Origin of the sequence: Streptomyces sp. NPDC004610 (genome assembly GCF_040609715.1) — a bacterium.
GTDB lineage: Bacteria > Actinomycetota > Actinomycetes > Streptomycetales > Streptomycetaceae > Streptomyces.
Window position 1 is genome coordinate 15,195 of sequence record NZ_JBEXLA010000019.1, and the last position, 24,101, is coordinate 39,295.

The following is a 24,101-nucleotide window of genomic DNA, read 5'->3' on the forward strand; positions in this document are numbered from 1 at the left end:
ACACGCAAGGAAGGGCACGTCAGCGCGTGCCCGGCGGTGCGGTGATGTTGCAGAAACGTTACTTCATCGGCTTAAGCGGCCCAGTGACCTCAGTGCCGGGAAGCGGCATGGCCGCCGGTGCTCGTCGCGCTCGCCGGTACCAGCCGGTTGCGCGCCCGTCCCATCAGCTCTTCGCGCTCGTCCTCGGTGAGCCCGCCCCACACGCCGTACGGCTCACGCACCGCCAGGGCGTGGGCCGCGCACTCCGCGCGGACCGGGCACCTCATGCAGACCTCCTTGGCCGAGTTCTCACGAGCGCTCCGCGCCGCACCGCGCTCACCCTCCGGATGGAAGAAGAGCGAGCTGTCCACCCCGCGACAGGCAGCCAGCAGCTGCCAGTCCCACAGGTCCGCGTTCGGTCCGGGAAGGCGGGAGAAATCTGCCATTACGTGACCCCTTGTAGCCGTTTCGAGCGGATACGGTGCCCACGACCGTACAACTACGATCTAAGGAGATGAAAATATGACCACTTGCGAATCTAGCCTCAGACACCAACAAAAGGGAAGAAAATGGGCTAAATGGGGCATAGCTTGTGACGAAACCTTGAGGGTCCGTTGTGCATGTCTGCACTGTGTCCGCTCACTCACGTAGAGTGCCGGAGACGGCGTACGGCCCCGTAACTCTTTCGAGTGACCGTCGTTGAGAGTGCGGAGGCGGTTGAAAACACATGTGCTCGGGCAAGCGTCCGAGACGGTCGACCGCACAGGTGACGATACGTACCAGCCTGGAGGCTCAAGGTGACGCGCATCAGCTGCGGAGGGCGGCCATGACTTCCGTCCTCGTCTGCGACGACTCCCCGCTTGCCCGAGAGGCGCTCCGCCGCGCGGTCGCGACCGTGCCCGGCGTAGAGCGTGTGACGACAGCGGCCAACGGCGAGGAAGTCCTCCGCCGCTGGGGCGCCGATCGCTCGGACCTGATTCTGATGGACGTACGCATGCCCGGACTGGGCGGCGTCGAGACCGTACGGCGGCTGCTGTCCGCCGACCCCGGAGCGCGCATCATCATGCTCACCGTCGCCGAGGATCTCGACGGAGTGGCCCTCGCGGTCGCCGCCGGGGCCCGCGGCTATCTGCACAAGGACGCCTCGCGCGCCGAACTGCGGGCGACGGTGACACAGGCGCTCGCCGACCCCACGTGGCGACTGGCCCCGCGCCGGCTGCGCTCCGCCGAGATGGGCGCGGCGCCGACCCTCACCGCACGGGAGATCCAGGTACTGGAGGGCATGAGTCACGGCCGCTCCAACGCCGAGATCGGCCGCGAGCTGTTCCTCTCCGAGGACACGGTGAAGACCCACGCGCGCCGGCTCTTCAAGAAACTGGGTGCGTCCGACCGCGCCCACGCGGTCGCCCTGGGCTTCCGCTGGGGGCTGGTCCGCTAGGGCCCGCCGCCACACTCCCCCTTCATACGCGGAGCGGCCGAGGCGGGGAGCGGGTCGCCGACCGGGCCCCGGATGTCGTCAAACCCCGTCCGCCGTGCGGCGGACGGGGGGCGGTTCGGCGGTCCTGAGGACGCCCGCTGCTCGTTTCGCCGCCGATGCCGCATCCTTGAGGGTGTGGAGTTCCTCGGGGACGAGTCGGTCGAGCGGAAGGGGAGGGCGCAGGGGATGAGTTCCGGCGCACCTGCTCATAACGCTTCGGTGCACAACCACCAAGGCGGTGCCACGGAGGCGACAGCGCCAAGGCACCATGGTCCGATGCGTGACGACGATGCGGGCACCCCCCAAGGGGCGATCGGCGCGCTCGTCCATCGCGCCGTAGACGGGGACGAGCAGGCCACGCACGACCTGCTCGCCCATGTCCACCCCCTCGCGCTGCGCTACTGCCGCACCCGGCTCTCCCGGCTCCCGGGCGATGCCCGGCACTTCGTGGAGGACCTGGCGCAGGAGGTGTGCGTCGCCGTGCTGCTCGCCCTGCCGCGCTATCGCGACACCGGCCGCCCCTTCGAGGCGTTCGTCTTCGCCATCGCCGCGCACAAGGTCGCCGACCTCCAGCGCGCCGCCATGCGCCACCCCGGGTCCACGGCCGTCCCGTCCGACGAGATGCCCGAGCGCCCCGACGACTCCCTCGGCCCCGAGGAGCGCGCCCTGCTCAGCAGCGACGCCGAATGGGCCAAGAAACTCCTCGCCAACCTCCCCGAGAACCAGCGTGAGCTGCTGCTGCTGCGGATCGCCGTGGGCTTGACGGCGGAGGAGACCGGGCAGATGTTGGGAATGTCACCGGGCGCCGTCCGGGTGGCCCAGCACCGGGCTCTCAGCCGGCTCAGAGCCCTGGCGGAGCAGTAGGCCGGAAGCCCCCGGCTGAACGGTTCGGCACGGCCTCCCGTACGGCAATCCTGCGGAGGAATCGCGAAATGCCGCCCGGAAATGATGTACAGCCTCCCGATCTCGCACTCTCCCGTATGAACATACGAAGCCCGGGGTGGCCCGGGGCCGTGGAATTCGAGCCCCCCGCTTCCCGTTAGCATGGACATCCGCACCGAGCAAGGCCATATGGGGAAGGTGTCATGACTGCCAACGTCGACGGAGTGCCCGGAAAATTCGCGACCCTCGGGCTGACCTACGACGACGTGCTGCTGCTGCCGGGCCCGTCGGACATGGCTCCCGACGAGATCGACACCGCCTCGCATGTCTCCCGGAATGTGCGGGTGAACATCCCGCTGCTGTCCGCCGCCATGGACAAGGTCACCGAATCGCGGATGGCGATCGCGATGGCCCGCCAGGGCGGCGTCGGCGTACTGCACCGCAATCTCTCCATCGAGGACCAGGCCAACCAGGTCGATCTGGTGAAGCGGTCCGAGTCCGGCATGGTGACCGACCCGATCACCATCCACCCGGACGCCACCCTCGCCGAGGCCGACGCGCTCTGCGCCAAGTTCCGCATCAGCGGCGTCCCCGTCACTGACGGCGACAAGCGGCTGCTGGGCATCGTCACCAACCGTGACATGGCCTTCGAGAGCGACCGCACCCGCCGGGTGCGCGAGGTCATGACGCCGATGCCGCTGGTCACGGGCAAGGTCGGCATCTCCGGGGTGGACGCCATGGAGCTGCTGCGCCGCCACAAGATCGAGAAGCTGCCGCTGGTCGACGACGGCGGAATCCTCAAGGGCCTGATCACGGTCAAGGACTTCGTCAAGGCCGAGAAGTACCCGAACGCCGCGAAGGACTCCGAGGGGCGGCTGCTGGTCGGTGCCGCGGTCGGGGTCGCCGGGGACTCCTTCGAGCGGGCCCAGGCGCTGGTCGACGCGGGTGTCGACTTCATCGTGGTCGACACCGCCCACGGCCACTCCCGGCTGGTCGGCGACATGTGCGCCAAGATCAAGTCGAACGCGTCGGGCGTCGATGTCATCGGCGGCAATGTCGCCACCCGCGACGGCGCCCAGTCCCTGATCGACTCCGGGGTCGACGGCATCAAGGTCGGCGTCGGACCCGGCTCGATCTGTACCACCCGCGTGGTCGCCGGCGTCGGCGTCCCGCAGGTCACCGCCATCTACGAGGCGGCCCTCGCCGCCAAGGCGGCCGGTGTCCCGGTCATCGGCGACGGCGGCCTCCAGTACTCCGGCGACATCGCGAAAGCCCTGGTCGCGGGCGCCGACACGGTGATGCTGGGCTCGCTCCTCGCGGGCTGCGAGGAGTCGCCGGGCGAGCTGCTCTTCATCAACGGCAAGCAGTTCAAGTCGTACCGCGGGATGGGCTCGCTCGGGGCCATGCAGACCCGGGGCGACCGCAAGTCCTTCTCCAAGGACCGCTACTTCCAGGAGGGCGTCGCCTCCGACGAGCAGCTGGTCCCCGAGGGCATCGAGGGCCAGGTCCCCTACCGCGGCCCCCTCGCCTCCGTCGTCCACCAGCTGGTCGGCGGCCTGCGCCAGTCGATGTTCTACGTCGGCGGCCGGACCGTCCCGGACCTCCAGGAAGGCGGCCGGTTCGTCCGGATCACCTCCGCCGGACTCAAGGAGAGCCACCCCCACGACATCCAGATGACGGTCGAGGCGCCGAACTACAGCCGCGCCTAGTCACCGGCTCCCGGCGAGGGCGGCCCCGGCAGGCTCCGGGGCCGCCCTCGCCGTGCCCGTCGGTGATACTGGAAGGCGCTGCAACGCATCAGGGAAAGGCCACACACGTGACTGAGATCGAGATCGGGCGCGGCAAGCGCGGCCGCCGGGCGTACGCCTTCGACGACATCGCCGTCGTCCCCAGCCGCCGTACGCGGGACCCGAAGGAGGTCTCGATCGCCTGGCAGATCGACGCCTACCGCTTCGAGCTGCCGTTCCTGGCCGCCCCCATGGACTCGGTCGTCTCCCCGGCCACCGCCATCCGCATCGGCGAGCTGGGCGGCGTCGGCGTCCTCAACCTCGAAGGACTCTGGACCCGCTACGAGGACCCGCAGCCGCTGCTGGACGAGATCGCCGAGCTGCCCGCCGAGGCCGCCACCCGGCGCATCCAGGAGATCTACGCCGCCCCCATCAAGGAAGAGCTGATCGGCGCGCGCATCAAGGAGGTGCGCGACGCGGGCGTGGTCACCGCCGCCGCGCTCTCCCCGCAGCGCACGGCCCAGTTCTCCAAGGCCGTGGTCGACGCGGGCGTCGACCTGTTCGTCATCCGCGGTACGACGGTCTCCGCCGAGCATGTCTCCTCCTCCCACGAGCCGCTGAACCTGAAGCAGTTCATCTACGAGCTCGACGTCCCGGTGATCGTCGGCGGCTGCGCCACCTACACCGCCGCCCTGCATCTGATGCGTACGGGCGCGGCCGGTGTCCTGGTCGGCTTCGGTGGCGGCGCCGCGCACACCACCCGCAATGTCCTGGGCATCCAGGTCCCCATGGCCACGGCGGTCGCCGATGTCGCCGCCGCGCGCCGGGACTACATGGACGAGTCCGGCGGCCGGTACGTCCATGTCATCGCCGACGGTGGGGTCGGCTGGTCCGGCGACCTCTCCAAGGCCATCGCCTGCGGCGCGGACTCGGTGATGATGGGCTCGCCGCTCGCCCGTGCGACCGACGCGCCGGGCAAGGGCCACCACTGGGGCATGGAGGCGGTCAACGCCGAACTGCCGCGCGGCCAGAAGGTCGACCTCGGCACGGTCGGCACGATCGAGGAGATCCTCACCGGCCCGTCCCATATCCCCGACGGCTCGATGAACTTCTTCGGCGCGCTGAAGCGGGCGATGGCCACGACCGGCTACAGCGAGCTGAAGGAATTCCAGCGGGTGGAGGTCACGGTCGCGGATTCACAGCACCGGCGGTAGGTAATCGTAGGCAAGAGGCGGCACGGCTGACGCCGTTGTCGGAGAAGGCCCGGACCTTAATCGGTCCGGGCCTTTTGCTGTGCGGAGAAGATCGCGAGGGAGATCACGCGGAGGAGATCACGGGGAAATCGCGGGGGAGATCGTCGGGTGATTCCGGGGTGATTCCGGGGTGATTCGGGGTGGTGACGGGGGCGTGCGGTGCGCGCCGGGGGCGCGCGGTGGTGTTCAGGGGGTTTCTGGGCTGAACGGGTTAATCGGGGCGATAACTTTCCTGTGTGGCGCCCCAGTTGTGTGGGACGCCCCCTTCCAAGGATGCGATCCGGACCCCGGCCCCTCGGGGCCCGGCCCGATATCCAGCGGACCGCCTACCGGGCTAATGGGCGGCATCGTGGAAGGGGGCGTCCATGGGACGTCACCGCAGGCCCACCCGTTGGGACCGGATCCGGCTTTCGCTGGTGAAGTGCCGAAGGAGGTGGATCTTGCGGATTTTCGGATGGTGAGCGGCCGCCCCCAAGCACTCTAGGGGCGGACACTCCGTGATCCATCCAGGAGCTCGCCGCAGCAGCCTCTGCGGTGGGCTCCACCTGTTTCGGTTGGCGAGCGGCCGCCCCCATACGCAATAGGGGCGGACACTCCGTGATCCATCCAGGAGCCCGCCGCAGAAGCCACTGCGGTGGGCTCCACCTTTTCGGATGGTGAGCGGCCGTCCCCAAGCACATTAGGGGCGGACACTCCGTGATCCATCCAGGAGCCTGCCGCAGTGGCCACTGCGGTGGGCTCCACCTCTCCCCACGGTACTGGCCGCACCCCCCGTATGCCACCAACCCCTCCCGCCCCGTGCCTCTGCGCGCCCCTTGTTCACAACCTGTGCGCTGCCCCCGTCGGGGTCGCTCCCCGGGTGTCCAGGAGGAGCTGGGCCTTCACCGACAGGCCCTGGAGGTCGTAGGTGCGGTGTTGCTGGAGGAGGATCGTGAGGTCGGCGGCGGCTGCGGCCTCGTAGAGGGAGTCGGCGCGGGGGACGGGGCGGTCGAGGATGTTCCAGGACGCGATGTGGGGGTCGTGGTAGCTCACCGCGGCGCCGAGTTCCATCAGGCGGATGGCGATCTCATGGGCCGGGGTGCCCTGCTGGTCGGCGAGGTCGGGCTTGTAGGTGACGCCGAGGAGCAGGACGCGGGCGCCGCGGGCGGACTTGCCGTGCTCGTTGAGCAGGGTGGCGGCGCGCTGGACGACGTAGCGGGGCATCTGTTCGTTGACGTCGCGGGCCAGTTCGACCAGGCGCAGGCCGCGGCCTGAGGGGCCGGTGAGGGCCTGGGGGGCGGTGTGACCGCCGACGCCGGGGCCGGGGCGGAAGGCGTGGAAGCCGTGGGGCTTGGTCTCGGCGCAGCGGATGACGTCCCAGAGGTCGACGCCGAGGTCGTGGCAGAGGACGGCCATCTCATTGACGAGGGCGATGTTGACGTGGCGGAAGTTGGTCTCCAGGAGCTGGACGGTCTCGGCCTCGCGCAGGCCCCGCGCGCGTACCACCTTGTCCGTGAGGCGGCTGTAGAAGGCGGCGGCGGACTCGGTGCAGGCGGGGGTGAGGCCGCCGATGACCTTGGGGGTGGTGGCGGGGGTGGCGTCGCGGTTGCCGGGGTCGACCCGGCTGGGGGAGTAGGCGAGGTGGAAGTCGCGGCCCGCGCGCAGGCCCGAGCCGGTCTCCAGGAGGGGGCGCAGAAACGTCTCGGTGGTGCCGGGGTGGACCGGTGACTCCAGGATGACGGTGGTGTGCGGGCGCAGCCGTGCGGCGAGGGCGCGGGCGGCGCTCTCGACCTGGGTGAGGTCGGGGTCGCCGTCGGCACCGCGCGGGGTGGGCGCGCAGATGACGGCGTAGCGGACGCGGCCCAGCTCGGCGGGGGCGGGGGCCTGGCGGTAGCCCTCGGCGAGCATACGGCGCATGTCGGCGGGGCTGAGGCCGCCGGTGCCGGGCCCCGTGGGGTAGCCGACGGTGGGGATGCCTGCGGCGACGGCGGCCTGGGCCAGGGGGAGGCCGAGCGCGCCGAGTCCGATGACGGCGAGATCTGCGGGCATGGCGTGAGCCGTCCTTCCCAGGGGCCGAAAACGAGTAGCGGGTGCTAGCAGGGGTGGGGCGGGTGCGCAAGCCCTGTGGACAGAACGGGGCAGCGCAATGTCAGACTAGGAGTAAATATGACCGAAATACGGCATTGCGCCCTTGTGTCGTCGGGCGGGACGCCCGTTCCGGCGACCCGCTCGCGTTGCGCGGGCGGGCGGGTTGTCCACAGGCTGGAGGTGTGTGCTGGCCGGAGTCGGGCAGGACGGTCAGAATCTGGGCAGGGGTATCTCGGACGGAGCCCTGCCCGACCGGCACGGCCGGCGCGACCGACGAGCGGGAGGCAGTGGTGAGGACAGCGACACTGGGGCCGGAGCAGCGTGCGGAGTCCCTGGCAGCGATGGCCGAGCGTGAACTGGACGTGCTGGTCGTGGGCGGCGGGGTGGTCGGCGCGGGCACCGCGCTGGACGCCGTCACACGCGGGCTCGCCACCGGTCTGGTGGAGGCCCGCGACTGGGCGTCCGGCACCTCCAGCAGGTCCAGCAAGCTGATCCACGGCGGGCTGCGCTATCTGGAGATGCTGGACTTCACCCTGGTGCGCGAGGCCCTCAAGGAGCGCGGCCTGCTGCTGGAGCGGCTCGCCCCGCACCTGGTCAAACCGGTGCCGTTCCTGTACCCGCTCCAGCACGCCGGCTGGGAGCGCCTCTACGCGGGCTCGGGCGTCGCCCTCTACGACGCCATGTCGATGGCCCGGGGCCATGGCCGGGGGCTGCCCGTACACCGCCATCTGACCCGCCGTCACGCCCTGCGCGTCGCCCCCTGCCTGAAGAAGGACGCCCTGGTGGGGGCGTTGCAGTACTACGACGCCCAGATGGACGACGCCCGCTATGTGGCCACCCTGATCCGGACGGCGGCGGCCTACGGCGCGAAGGTCGCCAACCGCGCGCGGGTGACGGGTTTCCTGCGCGAGGGCGAGCGGGTCGTGGGCGCCCGGGTGCAGGACGACGAGGGCGGCGGCGAGTACGAGATCCACGCCAAACAGATCGTCAACGCCACCGGGGTGTGGACCGACGACACCCAGGCGATGGTCGGCGAGCGCGGCCAGTTCCACGTCCGCGCCTCCAAGGGCATCCATCTGGTCGTCCCCAAGGACCGGGTCAGCTCCACCACCGGGCTGATCCTGCGCACCGAGAAGTCCGTGCTGTTCGTCATCCCCTGGGGGCGGCACTGGATCATCGGCACCACCGACACCGACTGGGACCTCGACAAGGCCCACCCGGCCGCCTCCAGCGCCGACATCGACTATCTGCTGGAGCACGTCAACTCGGTCCTCGCCGTGCCCCTGACCCGCGACGACGTCGAAGGGGTCTACGCCGGGCTGCGCCCGCTGCTGGCCGGCGAGTCCGACGCCACCAGCAAGCTGTCCCGCGAGCACACCGTGGCCCATCCGGCACCCGGCCTGGTCGTGGTGGCCGGCGGCAAGTACACGACGTACCGGGTGATGGCCAAGGACGCCGTCGACGAGGCGGCGCGCGGGCTGGACATGCGGGTCGCCGAGTGCGTCACCGAGGACATTCCGCTGATCGGCGCGGAGGGTTACCGGGCGCTGTGGAATGCGCGGGCGCGGATCGCCGCCCGGACCGGGATCCATGTGGTGCGGGTCGAGCATCTGCTCAACCGGTACGGGTCGCTGGCCGAGGAGGTCCTCGAACTCATCGCCGCCGACTCCTCGCTGGGCGAGCCCCTCAAGTACGCCGACGACTATCTGCGCGCCGAGATCGTCTACGCCGCCTCGCACGAGAGCGCGCGGCATCTGGACGACGTGCTGACCCGCCGAACCCGTATCTCGATCGAGACCTTCGACCGGGGCACCCGCAGCGCCCGGGAGGCCGCGGAGTTGATGGCGCCGGTGCTCGGCTGGGACAAGGACCAGATCGAGCGCGAGGTCGAGCACTACGAGAAGCGGGTGGAGGCCGAGCGGGAGTCCCAGCGCCAGCCGGACGACCTGACGGCGGACGCGGCGCGGCTGGGGGCACCGGACATCGTGCCGCGCTGACGGTGGGTGGGTGGGTGGGTGGGGGTGTGGTGGGGGTGGGGGCGTGGAGGGAGGCGGTCTTCCCTGCGTCCCCTGCCTCCCCTGTCTTCGATGTCACTCGAACGGGTGTAGTGGCTCGGGATCTCTGTTCGGGGGCGGTTCGTTCATCGGGTGTCGGGCGGTGTGCGGGCCGCATTGGGGTGGTGGGGGAGGGAGGGACTCCTGTGGGGGTGGGCGAAGGACACCCGGGGCGCCGAGCACTTGTCGGGTGAGAGACAATGGAGGCTCTGTCAGGGCGGGTTGCATGAGGGGACGCATGTCGGACGCGGAGCGAGCGGGGGCACCCCGACAGGACCAGAGCGCACGTCTCCTCGCCGGGCGGTACAGGCTGGGCGGCGTACTCGGCCGCGGCGGCATGGGCACGGTCTGGCGGGCCGAGGACGAGACACTGGGGCGGACGGTGGCCGTCAAGGAGCTGCGGTTCCCCTCCAGCATCGACGAGGAGGAGAAGCGCCGCCTCATCACCCGTACCCTGCGCGAGGCCAAGGCCATCGCCCGGATCCGGAACACCAGCGCGGTCACGGTCTTCGACGTGGTCCAGGAGGACGACCGGCCCTGGATCGTGATGGAGCTGGTCGAAGGCAAGTCCCTGGCCGAGGTGATCCGTGAGGACGGGCTGCTGGAGCCGAGGCGCGCGGCCGAGGTGGGCCTCGCGATCCTGGACGTGCTGCGCTCGGCGCACCGCGAGGGCATCCTGCACCGCGATGTGAAGCCGTCCAACGTACTGATCGCCGAGGACGGCCGGGTCGTCCTCACCGACTTCGGGATCGCCCAGGTCGAGGGCGACCCCTCCATCACCTCGACCGGCATGCTCGTCGGCGCCCCCTCCTACATCTCCCCGGAGCGCGCCCGCGGCCACAAGCCCGGCCCGGCCGCCGACCTCTGGTCGCTCGGCGGACTGCTCTACGCGGCCGTCGAAGGCGCCCCGCCCTACGACAAGGGCTCCGCCATCGCCACGCTCACAGCGGTGATGACCGAGCCCCTGGAAGACCCGAAGAACGCCGGGGCGCTGGCCGAGGTCATCCGGGGTCTCCTCAACAAGGACCCCGCCAAGCGGCTCGACGACACCGGGGCGCGGGCCGGGCTCCAGGCCGTGATCCGGGCGCCCGAACCGGGCGAGGCGGCCGACGCCACCAAGCTGGTGCCGCTCCCGCCCCAGCCCGACCGGCGTGCGGAGCAGGGGCGTCCGGGGGGCAAGAAGGCCGGTGAACCGACGGAGCGGCGGCGCGGGTCGCTGCTCTCGGGACGCAAGGGCGCGGCGGCGGCTGCCGGTACGGCTGCGGCGGTGGGTGCGGGTGCGGGTGCGCAGGATGGTGGTGCGGGGGCGTCCGGTGCGACCGCCGGGGAGAGTTCTGCCTCGGTGACGTCCGGGATGCCGGCGGCCACGAAGGGGGGCTCGGCGGGTACGGGTTCCGGTACGGGTGCGGGTGCGGCTTCCGGGGCGGGGGCGTCTTCGGGGTCCTCCGGTTCCGGTTCCGGTTCGTCCTCCGGTTCCGGCGCTTCGGGTTCCCCGTCCGGCGCCTCCGTCGGTTCCTCCTCGTCCTCGAACGGTGCGCAGGCGGGGCGGAGTCCGTCCGGGTGGCCCGTGGTGCCGCCGCCGGATCTGCCCGCGCGGTCGGCGCCGAAGGCGTCCCTCACCGATGTGGTGCCGAAGCGGACGCTGATCGTCATCGCCGTGGTCGCGGTGCTGGCGGTGCTGGGCGTGGTGCTGACCATCGCGTTCGCCGGGAACGACGACTCGGACGCCCAGTCCGGGGGCGGCGCGAAGGCAGACTCCAGTGCCTCGGCGAGCGCCGACACCCGGTCCGACGAGAGCGGCGGCACCGACCCCGACGACCGGGCCACCGACCCGGCGACCGGCGGCGGTTCGCCCGCGGCGGGCGGTGGCGGCGCCCAGCCGGACGACGACGAGCAGTCGGACGACGCCTCCGACGACGCCGGTGAGGACTCGGAGAGTTCGGCGCCGGGCGGCGACAGCGGGGCGGCCACGAACCACGAGGGGCAGCAGGGCTACTCGATCGGGCTGCCCGAGGGCTGGAAGTACACGTCCTCCGATGCCGCTGGGGACCGCTTCACCGGCCCCGACGGACAGCGGCTGCTGATCGGCTGGACCTCGACGCCCAAGGACGACCCGGTGGCGGACTGGAAGAACCAGGAGCGCTCGATGTCCCGCGCGCAGTACGAGCGGATCCGAATAGCGGCGGTGGACTACCGCGGCTGGAACACGGCCGACTGGGAGTTCACCTACTCCGAGAGCGGTACCAAGTACCGCACGATCGACCGGGGGTTCGTCGTGGACGACGATCAGGGCTATGCGCTGATGTACACCGCGAAAGCGGCCAATTGGGGCGACAGTGAACGCGCCGACACCTGGCGGACGCTGACGGAGAGTTTCGAACCCAAGCCGTGAGCGGGTGGGAGCCGGGGGCGGAAAGCGGGTAGGGACGATGAGATGTCCCATCCTTCAATGCGAATTGCCTCCGGCACGTATCGTGAGTGCTTGCGAACCGTACGCATCCGGAACGGGACGCCTGACGAACGGAATTGACCGACCCGGAAGGGACCGGACCCGACGCCCGGGGGAGGCAACGTGGACGACTACGCGGGACGGGTGCTCGCCGACCGCTACCGCCTGCCGCTGCCGCCCTCCGACGAGTACGAACTCGCCGAGAGCCGCGCCTTCGACACCTACAGCGGACAGGAAGTCCTGGTGCGGCAGGTGCCGTTGCCGGAGATCGTCGAGGCGGAGGTGCTCGACGCGGAGGGACTGCCCGAGGGATTCACCGCGCGCGGTGGTCCCGGACGCAGGCCGCCCGCGCGCGGGGCGAGTCCGCGCAGGCCGGCCGATCCGGCCGTACGGCGGGCCGTCGAGGCGGCACAGGCCGCGGCGCGGATTCCCGACCATCCCCGGCTCGACCAGGTCTTCGATGTGTTCGCCGAGGGCGGGTCGCTGTGGATAGTCAGTGAACTGGTACCGGCCCGGCCGCTCGCCGCGCTGCTGGCCGAGCAGCCGCTGACCCCCTACCGCGCCGCCGAGGTCGCCTCGGATGTGCTGATGGCGCTCAAGGTGCTGCACACCCATGGCTGGGTGCACCGCAACATCACCGCGCGCACGGTGCTGGTCTGCGACGACGGCCGGGTCCTGCTGACCGGTCTCGCGGTCGGCGCGGCGGAGGAGGCGCTGTGCGGGTACGACCCGGTGCCGCCGCCGGAGGGCGATGACGGGGGCGGTGCGGGTGGCGGGGCGGCGGCCGGAGGGTCTGGTGGACCCGGGGTGCCGCCCGGTGCGCTGGGTGGCGGTGGGCCGCACGGGGCGCCGGGGCTGCCCGGTGGGACGGGTGTGCCGGGCATGCCGGGTGCGCAGGGTGTGCCGGGGACGTTTGCCAGTGGCGCCGGGGGTGCGGTCGGTTCCGGTGGTGCCGTGGGTTTCGGTGGTGCGTCGCCGCTCGGGCAGGGGCGGGCCGGTGCGCCCGGCGGTCCCTTGCCACCGGCGGGGCACTCGGGAGGTGCGGCTCCGGGTGGGTCCGCCGGGTTCGCCGCCGGGGATCCCGAGGCCGCGCGGCGGGCCGCGATCGAGGCGCGGGCGGCCGGTGGGCTGCCGGTGGCCGGGGGCGAGCGGGGAGCCGGGAGTCCGGCGGTGCCGGCCCGGCGGGAGCCGGAGAACGGCGGGGACATCAGGGCGGCGCGGGCCGGCGCCATCGCCGCGTACCGCGCGGGCGCGCGGGCGGCGGCCCGGGTGCAGGAGACGCAGAGCGGACGGACGGCGCTGCCGGAGGCCCGTCCGGCGCCGGAGGGTGGGCAGCCGTCCGGGCCGCCCGGACAGATCGCCGATCCCTACGGGGTGCGGGACAGCGGGCGCCAGGTCGAGCCGGGGCCCGCGTCGGCCGGGGCGCTGCCGCCCGCGGCACCACGCGGCCAGGGCCCATCCGCCGGACACGGCGGGTACGGGGCGGGCGTCCCGGCCCACGGAGTGCCCGCTCACGGACTGCCTGCCCACGGAGTCCCGGCGCAGGGCGTGCCCATCCACGACGTCCACGCCCACGGCGTACCGGCCCAGGGTGGCCCGGCGCCGGTCGAGGTGTCGGGAGCGCAGGCCCCGGGGACCGCCCGCTGGGACGAACCGGATGTCGGGGCGCGGCCCGTGCGGCGTGGGCCCGCGACCGCGCTGGCCGCCGAGCGGGCCCGGCAGGCGCGGATGGCCGTGGTCGGACCGGTGACCGAGCGCTGGGCGCCGGAGCAGGCCGGGCCGGTGCACGAGAACTGGCAGCTGGCCGCGCCGATCGGCCCCGCGACCGACCTGTGGGCGCTCGGCGCGCTGCTCTTCCGCTCCGTACAGGGCCATGCGCCCTATCCGGAGGAGTCGACGGCCGAGCTGGTGCAGATGGTGTGCGCGGAGCCGCCCGCCTTCGCCGAGGAGTGCGGGCCGCTGCGGCCGGTCGTGGAGTCGCTGCTGCGTCAGGACCCCACCGAGCGGATCGACTTCGAGGAGCTGCGGGGCTGGCTGCGTTCGCTGGTGCGTTCGGCGCCCGAGCCGGAGGCCGGGGTGCATGTGGTGGCGGCGCCCCCCGCCGGGACCAGCCGGCTGCCGGTGGTGCGCCGCCGGGGCGAGCTGGTGCGCCGGCGCAAGGCCGGGCTCCCGGCGGCCCATGGGCGGCACAAGCGGGCCCGCGAGGAGAACCGGCCGCCCCGCAGACTCGGCCGCACCCTGCTCGTCCTGGTGCTGCTGGCGATGGCGGGCGCCATCGCGTACGCGGCGCTGTTCCTGCCGAAGGCCGGCGAGGAGGGGGCGGACGGCGCGAGCGGCACCGACCGGACCGGCGCGGCCGGCGGGGTGAGCGAGGAGTCCGCGCCGCCGGACGCCAGCAGCGAACCGCGCCCGGACCAGACCACACCCGGCGGCGAGGACACCGAGGGGTCCACCGGCTCGGCGGAGACCCAGACCGCCGGACCGGACGTCGCCGACGGATTCACCCTGCGCAACGACCCGGAGGGCTTCCGGGTGGCCGTCGCCAACGGCTGGGACCGCACGGCGGAGAACGGACGCGGGCAAGTCGTCTACACACAGGGCTCCTTCGAGCTGATCCTGGTCCCCGGGCGGGACTCGGCCGCCGAGTTCGGTTCGGACCCCATGGAGTACCAGCGGGAGAGCGAGCCCGAACTCCAGCCGTACCGCGACTCCAGCTGGGCCGTCGCCACCGGGCTGAAGTCCATAGAGGTGGGCGGGCGGAGCATGGCGGAGGGGCAGTTCACCTGGACCGGTGACGACGGCCGGGAGCTGTTCGTCCGCAATCTCGCCATCCTGGTCGACGGCCGGTACCACGTGGTGCAGCTGCGCGGCCCGGAGGCCGAGCGCGACGAGGTGACCCGGCTGTACGAACAGGCGGCGGCGACCTATCAGGTGACGGACTGAGCCCTGGCGGGACGGGGCAGTAGGGCGGTGTGCGGGGGTGGTTCACTCCCGTCACGGAAAGCGACAACCGTCACAGTGCTGTCTCCGTGCCCACCCACCGGTTCCGCGCGGCCGGGGCGGTCCCTACGCTGACCCTGTCAAGAGCATTGCGGGGAAACGTGAATCAGATGCAGGGCCTGCTCCTGGGGGACCGTTACCGGCTGACCGACACCATCGGCAGCGGAGGCATGGGGCGGGTGTGGCGCGCCCATGACGAAGTGCTCCACCGGATGGTCGCCATCAAGGAACTGACGGCCGCCCTCTACGCCTCCGACAGCGACCAGACGGTGCTGCTGGCGCGCACCCGGGCCGAGGCGCGGGCGGCGGCCAGGATCAACCACTCGGCCGTGGTCACCGTCCATGACGTCCTCGAACACGACGGCCGGCCGTGGATCGTGATGGAGCTGGTCGAGGGCGGTTCGCTCGCCGACGCGGTGAAGGAGAACGGCCGGATCGCACCGGTCGAGGCGGCCCGGGTCGGGCTGTGGGTGCTGCGGGCCCTGCGCGCCGCGCACACCGCCGGGGTGCTGCACCGCGATGTGAAGCCGGGCAATGTGCTGCTCGCGCGGGACGGCCGGGTGCTGCTCACCGACTTCGGGATCGCGCAGATAGAGGGCGACAGCACCATCACCCGGACCGGCGAGGTCGTCGGTTCCGTCGACTATCTCGCTCCTGAGCGGGTGCGCGGCCACGATCCCGGGCCGTCCGCCGACCTCTGGGCCCTCGGGGCGACCCTCTACACGGCGGTGGAGGGTCTCTCGCCGTTCCGCCGCACCTCGCCGCTGGGCACCATGCAGGCGGTGGTCGAGGAGGAACCCGAGCCGCCGCGCAGCGCCGGGGCGCTGGGCCCCGTCATCACCGCGCTGCTGCGCAAGGATCCGGCCACCCGCCCCGGCACCGACGAGACCGAGCAACTCCTCGCGGAGGCCGCGGAAGGACGCCGTCCGCGCGAGGCCCAGGCATATGTGCCGACCATGCTGAACCCGGCGGGGGCGACGGCCACCGACGGGGGTCCGGCACCGGGTCCGGCACCGGGTTCCGTACCGGCGGCGTATCCGTCCGGGACCGGGCCGACCTCCGTGGCGCCGCCCCCGGCACGGTCCGTCCCGCCGCGCCGGCAGCGCCGGCTGCGCACCCTCGCGCTGGTGATCGCGGTCGCCGCCCTGGTCGGCGGCGGCACCGCGGTGGTACTGGAGCAGCGGTACGGCGACGAGGGCCGGGCGGACGGGTCGCGGTCCACGACGACGGCCGACGACCCGGCGACGGCCGACGACCCGGTGGCGGGCGGTGACCAGCCGGCCGGTGACGACTCCGCGCCGGTCGAGGGCCCGTCACCGACCCAGAACGGGCAGGATCTGGGCGCGTTGCCCGAGGGCTGGGCGACGGTCTCGGACCCGATCGGGTTCGGGCTGGCGCTGCCGCAGGGCTGGGAGCGCCAGGAGCCGAGCGTCTCCGGCGATCTCCAGCACGTCGACTACACCCCGGACGGCGGACGGTACTTCCTGCGCGTAGCCGTCGACAGCTCGCCCGACTACTCCGATCCCTACGCGCACCTGGTCGATCTCGACCAGCAGCTCGGCGACCGGCTGGTGGACTACCGGCGGACCGCGCTGGACCGGAACACCTACCGGGACCGGCCCGGCGCCCGCTGGGAGTACAACTGGACGGCCCTCGCCAAGGACACCGCGTTCCCGGGCGCGTACCGGGCGGTGGACCAGATGTATCTGGCCCGGGACGGCGTCGAGTACGCCCTCTACATGGCCGCCCCGGCGGAGGAGTGGGAGACGGCTCTCGCGGAGTTCGAGACGATCCTGCGCAGTTGGAGCGAGCCGGGGGTGTAGTGCGCGGGTGCTGGGTGCTGGGTGCTGGGTGCTGGGTACCGCGTAATGCGCCGGTGGCGCATGAGCGGGGCGGTTGGTTGTACGGGGCTCGCTCGGGGTGGTCGTACGGGGCTCAGGGTGGGGGTCGTTGGGCCATCGGTGGGGGCGGGATTCGGTCGTGTCGGGGGATCGGGTTTCGTAGGGTGATCCCCCGGTGGCTCGCGGTAGTTGTCGCGTCGGACCGGCGCTGACGTGCCAGGACGGGCGTCGGTTGTCGGCCACCTGGGGGCCCGTGGGTCGGAAGCGGTGGCTCCGGGTCGGGCATCATGGGGCGCATGGGGACCGAGCGCGCGGATGGTCGTGTGATCGCGGGCCGCTACCGGCTGGAGGGTCTCCTCGGGCGGGGCGGTATGGGGATCGTCTGGCGGGCCACCGACCAACTGCTCGGCCGTCTGGTCGCGGTCAAGGAACTCACCCTCGACACCTCCTCCCTCTCGCCCGACCGGGCCCGGTCGCAGCGCGAGCGGATTCTGCGCGAGGCCCGTACGGTCGCCCGTCTCCACCATCCGCATCTGATCGTCGTCCATGACGTGGTGGAGCACGAGGAGCGGCCCTTTCTCGTCATGGAGTTGATCGCGGGCGGCTCGCTCGCCGACCGGGTCGCGGCGGACGGTCCCGTCGATCCCCGGGAGGCCGCCCGGATCGGGGTCGCCCTGCTGGGCGCGCTCGGCACCGCCCACTCGGCGGGGGTGCTGCACCGCGACCTCAAGCCCGCCAATGTGCTCATCGAGTCCGGCACCGGGCGGGTGGTGCTCACCGACTTCGGGGTGGCGCGGGTGGCCGGGGCCTCCACGCTCACCGAGAGCGGCACGTTCGTCGGGTCGCCGGAGTACACCGCGCCGGAGCGGATCTCGGGCACGGGCACCGGACCGGCGTCCGATCTGTGGTCGCTGGGCGCGCTGCTGTGCGCGGCGATGAGCGGTGACTCGCCGTTCCAGCGGGCCTCGGTGGGCGGCACGCTCAACGCGGTGGCCTCCGGCGAGATCCGGCTGCCGGCCGAGGCGGGCCCGCTGCTGCCCGTCGTACGGCGGCTGCTGGAGCGGGATCCGGAACGACGGCTGGACGCGGCCGGGGCCGAGCGGATGCTGCGGGTCTTCCTGGACACCGGCCGGGCCGAACGGCGTCGCTGGGACCGGCTGCTGTCCCGGCGCCGGAGTCTGCTGGCCGCGGCGCTGCTGGTGGCCGCGCTGATCGGGGCCGGGGTGTCGGCGGCGCTGCTGGCGGCGGGGGACGACGACGGGGACGGGAAGCCGGGCGGGCGGCCGAGCGGCGGGGTCAGCTCACCGGCACCGGTGAGCCCGTCCGCGCGTCCGCCCTTGAGCACGGCGAGTACGGCGAGCACGGGCGCGCTGCCATGAGCAGTGCCATGAGCGCTGCCATGGCACAGCCATGAACAGTGCCATAAAAGGGAGATAAGTTGCGGTCTTGGTCACGGGTGTGTGACCGGACCGCTTTCGTGGTGGATACGGGGGCGTTCCGCGCGATATGGATGGGCTCATGAGCAGCAACGGGGGAGCCCGTAACGGGGCCGATGAGCCGACGAGTTTCGAACTGCAACCGCCACGCCCGGCGGCGGACCGGCAGCCGCGCGAGGGCGCTCCGCAGCCGGGCAACCCGTATGCGACCCCGGTGCCCCCGGCCCAGCCCCAGCCTCAGCCCCAGTCCCAGTCCCATCCTCAGCCCCAACCCCAACCCCGGCCGCCCGTCCCGCCGCATGCCCAGTCCGGGCACGAGCCGTCGGCGCACCCGCATCCGCACCCGCATCCGCACCCGCATCCGCACCCGCACCCGCATCCGGCCGAGCAGCCCCCCGTCCCGCAGCCCTCCGTTCCATCGCGGGCCGTGCTGCCGCCGCCGCAGGTCGCCGGTGTCCCGTACGGGGCGCAGGATCCCGGGGCCGGGCGGCTGATCGACGGTCGCTACCGGCTGCTCTCCAAGCTCGGGCACGGCGGCATGGGCACGGTCTGGCGGGCCAAGGACGAGACGGTGGACCGCGAGGTCGCCGTCAAGGAGCCCCGGGTCCCCGATCATCTTCCCGAGCGTGAACGGGACAACGCGTTCGAGCGGATGCGGCGCGAGGCGCGGGCCGCGGCCCGGCTCGACCATCCGGCCGTGGTGAACGTGTACGACGTGGCCGTCGTGGACGGGCGGCCCTGGATCGTGATGGAGCTGGTGCAGGGACGTTCCCTCGGCCATGCGCTCCAGGAGGGCACGCTCGGCGCGCGCGAGGCCGCCCGGGTCGGTCTGGAGGTGCTGGGCGCGCTGGAGGCGGCCCATGCCGCCGGGATCCTGCACCGGGACGTCAAACCGGACAACGTCCTGCTCGGCCGGCACGACCGCGTGGTGCTCACGGACTTCGGGATCGCGCAGATCGAGGGCGAGACCAATCTGACCGACACCGGCGGGTTCGTGGGCTCGCCCGAGTACATCGCGCCGGAGCGGGTGCTCGGCCAGCGGCCCGGACCGGCGAGCGATCTCTGGTCGCTGGGGGTGGTGCTGTACGCGGCGACCGAGGGCGTCTCGCCGTTCCGTCGCAGCAACACCCCCGCCACCCTCCAGTCCGTCCTCAACGCCGCGCCCGCCCCGCCCGCCGTCGCGGCCGGGCCGCTCGCCGAGGCCATCAACGGCCTGCTCCAGAAGGACCCGGCCCGCCGTCCGGACGCCGCCCGGGTCCGGGCGCTGCTGGAGGCCGCCGTCCGCTCGCCGGTCCCGCCGGCGCCCCTGCCGCCGACGCCCACGCAGGTGGTCATCCCGGCCGGACCGCCCCGCCGGGGACGCCGGTTCCGTGCGGTGGCCTGGACCGCGCTGGGCGCGCTGGTGGCCGCGGCGGCGGTGACGTCGTACGTCGTGGTCGCGGATCCGTTCGCCGGGCCGCTGCCGGAGGGCTGGCAGACCCGGCAGGAGAAGGCGCTCGGCGCCACCCTCGCCGTGCCCGGCGACTACAAGCGGGCGGTGCCGGAGGAGGACGACGAGTCGCACTGGGTGACGTACACCGACGCGAGCGGGGCCGTGTGGATCGGGCTGACCCTGGAGCGGAAGGCCGAGGACACGAGCGGGGAGATCGCGGACTCGGCGTCGGCGGAGATGTACGACGACAACGCGGGCTTCAAGGAGACCGGTTCGTACGAGCTGAGCATGCCGGAGGCGCCGAGGACCGCGCCCCGGCCGGACATGGCGTACGAGGGCGAGCGGAAGGCCGCCGAGAACACCGTGACCTACACCACCACCGACACCCAGAATCCACGCCCCCGTGAGGTGCGGATCTTCTACTACAAGACATCCGGCGGGGACATGTACAAGCTCACCGTCGGGTATCCGGGCAAGGGCGATTTCACCGCGCGCGGGCGGGATGTGGCGCGGACGGCGATCGAGAACCTGGAGATCTCCGAGCTGTGAGCCGGGGCCGGGCTGCGGCACCGGGGCCCGCGTCGACAACGGCCGGGTCCGCGCGGTAGGCATGGGGCATGAGTGACGGTGGGGCGCATCGGCCCGACGGGGCGGCGGGCGAAGGGCGGTTGCCCGAGGGGCGGTTGACCGGGGGAAGGCACCCAGGGGGAAGGCCCCCCGAGGGAGGGCTCCCCGGGGGACGGTTGGCTGGGGGAGGGGTGCCTGGGGAGCGGTTGACCGGGGAGCGGATGGCCGGGGGGCCGTTGTCTTTGGTCGGCGGGCGGTACCGGCTCGTCGAGCGGATCGGCTCCGGCGGTATGGGCACGGTGTGGCGGGCGTACGACGAACTGGTCGGCCGGGAGGTCGCCGTCAAGCAGCCGCGGCTGCCCGGCGATCCCGAGGACCCCGCCCATCAGCGGGCCGCGCACCGGCTGCACCGGGAGGCGCGGGCCGCCGCCCGCGTCGACCATCCGTCCGCGGTCACCATCCATGACGTGGTCGTGGAGGACGGGCTGCCCTGGATCGTCATGGAGCTGATCCGGGGCGAGTCCCTGCACGAGCGGCTGCGGCGCGGCACGCTGCCGCCCGCCGTGTGCGCGCGGATCGGGCTCGCCGTGCTGGGCGCGCTGCGCGCGGCGCACTCCGTGGGGATCGTGCACCGGGATGTGAAACCGGCCAATGTGCTGCTCGGCCCACATGACCGGGTCGTCCTCACCGACTTCGGGATCGCGCACGTCCAGGGGGAGGAGTCGCTCACCGTCAGCGGTGAGTTCGTGGGCTCGCTGGAGTTCATCGCGCCGGAGCGGATGTCGGGGCGCGGCGCCGGGCCCGCGTCCGATCTCTGGTCGCTGGGTGTCCTGCTGTACGCGGCCGTCGAGGGCGGCTCGCCGTTCCGCCGGACGACGCTGGAATCGACGCTCGCCGCGATCCTCTCCGCGGATCCGCCCGAGCCGGAGCACGCCGGGGGGCTGGGGCCGCTGCTCGCCGGGCTGCTGCGCAAGAACCCCGACGAGCGGCCGGGCCCGGCGGAGACGGCGGCGGTGCTGCGGGGGGTGGTGGGGGAGGGGGCGGCGGGGGAGTTGGGGGAGTTTGGTGAGTTGGGTGAGCTGGGGGAGTCGGGTGAGCTGGGTGAGCTGGGGGAGTTTGGTGAGCTGGGGGAGTTGGGTGAGTCGGGTGAGCTGGTGGAGTCGGGTGAGTCAGGTGAGTCGGTGGAGGCTCAGCGGCCGGAGGGGTTGCGGGAGTTCGGGGACGATCGGGGGACTGTGCGGTTGGGGGAGGCGGCGGCTGCGGAGGGGGTGGCTGTGGTTGCCGGGGAGGAGGCGGCGGCTGGTGAGGGGGAAGCGGCTGCTGCCGCTGAGCCTCAGCCCGTCGAGCCCACCGCGCCCGTCGAGCCCACCGGCCCCGTTGAGCCCGCCGCGCCCGCCGAGCCCGGCGACCCCGCCTCCGCCCCTCCGGAGGACCGCATACCCCTGCCGGCACCACCACCACGGCGCCGCCCCGCGCACCGCCACCCCCTCGCGCTCGCCCTGGTCGGTGCGCTGCTCGTCGGCGGGGTGGGGGCCGGGGTCGCGCTGATCGACGGCCAGGGGGCCGGAGCCGAAGGGGCGGAGGCGTCCCGGACGCCGGGCGCGTCGCAGGCGGCGGAGTCGGTCGGGGGCAGCCCCTCGGTGAGCGCCTCGGCCACCGCCTGGGTGCCCTACGAGGAACCCGAGATGGCCGCCGTCCTCGTACTCCCGGCCGAGTACCGGGAACTGGCGCGGCAGGGCGGGCCCGAGGACCAGCCGCGGCTGGTGGTCTACTCGGCCGGATCCGTGGACGTACGTCTCACCCAGTGGGACCGGGCGCCGAAGGACGCGATGGGGCGGGCGGAGGAGGCGCACGAGGTCTGGGCGGGGTACGACGCCGAGGCGCGGACGCAGTACACCCGGACCAGCTTCCAGGGCGCCGAAGCGGTGATCGCGGACACCACGTACACCTCCGAGGGGATCACCGCCCGGGTGATGCAGCTGATCATCCTCCCGGGGGACGGGCGGCTGTACGAGCTGCGGGTGGACATGCCCAAGGGGACGCCGGACGAGCGGCGCGGCACGGCGGTGTTCAAGGGCGTGCGGGATCGGCTGGAACTGACCTCGTAGCGCCGGGCCCCGATCGGTGCCGGAGGTCGGCGGTCCTTGCGCAACGCGCTGATCAGGGGCTTCGTTGCCAGTGATCACTGGCGGGTTGGGGGTGCTCGGTGAATCTCCATTACCGGCGGGTACGGACGGGTACCCAAAGCCTGCGCGGCGGCATACCCTGCCGCTCATGACCGATGCGCCGCAGCCCGCTGCCGAGCAGGCCACCACCACCGCCACCACCACCGCCGTCCCCGCCGCCCCCGGTACGAACCCGGTCGCTCCCGTCCCGGCCGGTGTGCGCACCGCCGCCGATGTGGTCACCCCGGAGCTGATCGCCCAGCTCACCAAGGGCGTGACCGGCTCGGGCCGGACCGCGAACCACACCCCCTTCACCGGGGAGAGGCTGGCCGAGCTGCCGGAGTCGACGCCGGAGGATGTGGCGGGGGCGTTCGAGGCGGCGCGGGCGGCGCAGGCGGTGTGGGCGCGGATCCCGGTGCGGCGGCGGGCGGCGGTTCTGCTGCGCTTCCACGATCTGCTGCTGGAGCGGCAGGCCGAGGTGCTGGACCTGATCCAGCTGGAGACCGGCAAGGCGCGGCTGCACGCCCATGAGGAGGTGCAGGCCGTCGCCGTCGCCGCCCGGCACTACGGCCGCCGGGCCCCCGCCTATCTGCGCCCCCGGCGGCACACCGGCGCGATCCCCGCCCTCACCCGGGTCACCGAACTGCGCCACCCGCGCGGGGTCGTCGGCCAGATCGCTCCCTGGAACTACCCCCTGGAGCTGAGTGTCGGCGACGCCCTCCCGGCCTTCGTGGCGGGCAACGCGGTGGTGATGAAGCCGGACACGGAGACCTGTCTGACCGCGCTGTGGGCCCGTGACCTGCTGATCGAGGCCGGGCTGCCCGCCGAGGTGTTCCAGGTGGTGCTGGGGGAGGGCCCGGTCATCGGCCCGGAAGTGGTACGTCACGCGGACTACGTCTCCTTCACCGGCTCCACCCGCACCGGCCGCGAGGTCGCCCAGGGCGCCGCCGCCCGGCTGGTCGGTGTCTCCCTCGAACTCGGCGGCAAGAACGCCATGCTGGTCCTGGCGGACGCCGACATCGAGAAGGCGGCGGCGGGCGCGATCCGCTCCTGCTTCTCCTCCGCGGGCCAGCTGTGCGTCTCCATCGAACGGCTGTACGTCCATGAGTCGGTCGCGGACGCCTTCGTGGAGCGGTTCGCCGCCCGCACCCGCGCCATGCGGCTGGGCACCGCCCTGGCCTACGGTGCCGACATGGGCTCCCTGGTCGGCGAACGGCAACTGGAGACCGTCCAGCGGCATGTGACGGAGGCGGTGGAGAAGGGGGCGACGGTGATCGCGGGAGGCGTAGCCCGCCCCGACATCGGCCCGTACTTCTACGAGCCGACCATCCTCGACAACGTCTCCGCCCCGATGGCGGTCTGCGCGGAGGAGACCTTCGGCCCGGTCGTCTCCCTCTACCGCTTCCGGGACGAGGAGGACGCGATCGAACGCGCCAACTCCTCCCCGTACGGCCTGAACTCGTCGGTCTGGACGAAGGACGCCCGGCGGGGCCGTGAGGTCGCGGCCCGGCTGCGCACCGGCACGGTCAATGTCAACGAGGGGTACGCCTCGGCCTATGGCAGCGTCCAGTCCCCGATGGGCGGCATGAAGGACTCCGGCCTCGGCCGCCGGCACGGCTCCGAGGGCATCCTCAAGTGCACCGAGGCCCAGACGGTGGCGGCGCAGCGGGTCCTGCCGATGGCGCCCGCGCTGGGGATGAGCGATGAGCAGTACGCGCGCTTCATGAGTACGAGCCTTCGGGTGATGAAGGCGCTGCGGTTCCGCTGAGTTC

Annotated in this window: 14 protein-coding genes; 12 read left to right on the plus strand and 2 right to left on the minus strand. The window is 72.7% G+C overall.

Annotated features, from left to right (window positions below):
* Positions 1-89: 89 nt before the first annotated feature.
* Entirely contained in the window at positions 90-425 is a 336-nt protein-coding gene (locus ABZX40_RS21650) for a WhiB family transcriptional regulator (RefSeq protein WP_355740907.1), read from the minus strand.
* A gap of 380 nt (positions 426-805) precedes the next feature.
* On the opposite strand from ABZX40_RS21650, the gene ABZX40_RS21655 reads away from it, so the two are divergent.
* The 4 genes from ABZX40_RS21655 to ABZX40_RS21670 all read left to right on the plus strand — a co-directional run bounded on the left by ABZX40_RS21655 (position 806) and on the right by ABZX40_RS21670 (position 5,279).
* Positions 806-1,417, plus strand: coding sequence for a response regulator transcription factor (locus ABZX40_RS21655; RefSeq protein ID WP_003948568.1), 612 nt, complete (start codon positions 806-808; stop codon positions 1,415-1,417).
* 315 nt (positions 1,418-1,732) lie between these two features.
* Positions 1,733-2,320, plus strand: coding sequence for a sigma-70 family RNA polymerase sigma factor (locus ABZX40_RS21660; protein ID WP_355740905.1), 588 nt, complete (start codon positions 1,733-1,735; stop codon positions 2,318-2,320).
* A 221-nt stretch (positions 2,321-2,541) separates the two neighbouring features.
* On the plus strand, positions 2,542-4,047 hold the full coding sequence (gene guaB / locus ABZX40_RS21665; RefSeq protein WP_355740903.1) for an IMP dehydrogenase: 1,506 nt from the start codon (positions 2,542-2,544) through the stop codon (positions 4,045-4,047).
* A gap of 107 nt (positions 4,048-4,154) precedes the next feature.
* Positions 4,155-5,279 (plus strand): GuaB3 family IMP dehydrogenase-related protein, encoded by a 1,125-nt coding sequence (locus ABZX40_RS21670; RefSeq protein WP_355740901.1) that lies wholly within the window; start codon positions 4,155-4,157, stop codon positions 5,277-5,279.
* Positions 5,280-6,137: 858 nt separating this feature from the next.
* Here the strand turns inward: ABZX40_RS21670 and ABZX40_RS21675 are convergent.
* The gene (locus ABZX40_RS21675; protein ID WP_355740899.1) at positions 6,138-7,346 is read right to left on the minus strand and encodes a nucleotide sugar dehydrogenase; all 1,209 of its coding nucleotides are present in this window, start codon (positions 7,344-7,346) and stop codon (positions 6,138-6,140) included.
* Between the two features lie 329 nt (positions 7,347-7,675).
* Between ABZX40_RS21675 and ABZX40_RS21680 the strand changes: the two genes are divergently transcribed.
* The 8 genes from ABZX40_RS21680 to ABZX40_RS21715 all read left to right on the plus strand — a co-directional run bounded on the left by ABZX40_RS21680 (position 7,676) and on the right by ABZX40_RS21715 (position 24,097).
* Positions 7,676-9,382: a glycerol-3-phosphate dehydrogenase/oxidase gene (locus tag ABZX40_RS21680; RefSeq protein ID WP_355740897.1), complete on the plus strand. Its 1,707-nt coding sequence runs from the start codon at positions 7,676-7,678 to the stop codon at positions 9,380-9,382.
* A 295-nt stretch (positions 9,383-9,677) separates the two neighbouring features.
* Positions 9,678-11,831 (plus strand): serine/threonine-protein kinase, encoded by a 2,154-nt coding sequence (locus tag ABZX40_RS21685; RefSeq protein ID WP_355740895.1) that lies wholly within the window; start codon positions 9,678-9,680, stop codon positions 11,829-11,831.
* Between the two features lie 180 nt (positions 11,832-12,011).
* Positions 12,012-14,831: a protein kinase gene (locus tag ABZX40_RS21690; RefSeq protein ID WP_355740893.1), complete on the plus strand. Its 2,820-nt coding sequence runs from the start codon at positions 12,012-12,014 to the stop codon at positions 14,829-14,831.
* A gap of 167 nt (positions 14,832-14,998) precedes the next feature.
* Positions 14,999-16,711: a serine/threonine-protein kinase gene (locus ABZX40_RS21695; protein ID WP_355740891.1), complete on the plus strand. Its 1,713-nt coding sequence runs from the start codon at positions 14,999-15,001 to the stop codon at positions 16,709-16,711.
* A 314-nt stretch (positions 16,712-17,025) separates the two neighbouring features.
* Positions 17,026-18,108 carry a serine/threonine-protein kinase gene (locus ABZX40_RS21700; RefSeq protein ID WP_355740890.1) on the plus strand — a complete coding sequence of 361 codons (1,083 nt, stop codon included), beginning with the start codon at positions 17,026-17,028 and terminating at the stop codon, positions 18,106-18,108.
* A 139-nt stretch (positions 18,109-18,247) separates the two neighbouring features.
* On the plus strand, positions 18,248-20,146 hold the full coding sequence (locus ABZX40_RS21705) for a serine/threonine-protein kinase (RefSeq protein WP_355740888.1): 1,899 nt from the start codon (positions 18,248-18,250) through the stop codon (positions 20,144-20,146).
* 254 nt (positions 20,147-20,400) lie between these two features.
* Positions 20,401-22,272, plus strand: coding sequence for a serine/threonine-protein kinase (locus ABZX40_RS21710; protein WP_356162632.1), 1,872 nt, complete (start codon positions 20,401-20,403; stop codon positions 22,270-22,272).
* Between the two features lie 166 nt (positions 22,273-22,438).
* Entirely contained in the window at positions 22,439-24,097 is a 1,659-nt protein-coding gene (locus tag ABZX40_RS21715; protein WP_355740884.1) for a succinic semialdehyde dehydrogenase, read from the plus strand.
* Positions 24,098-24,101: the final 4 nt, after the last annotated feature.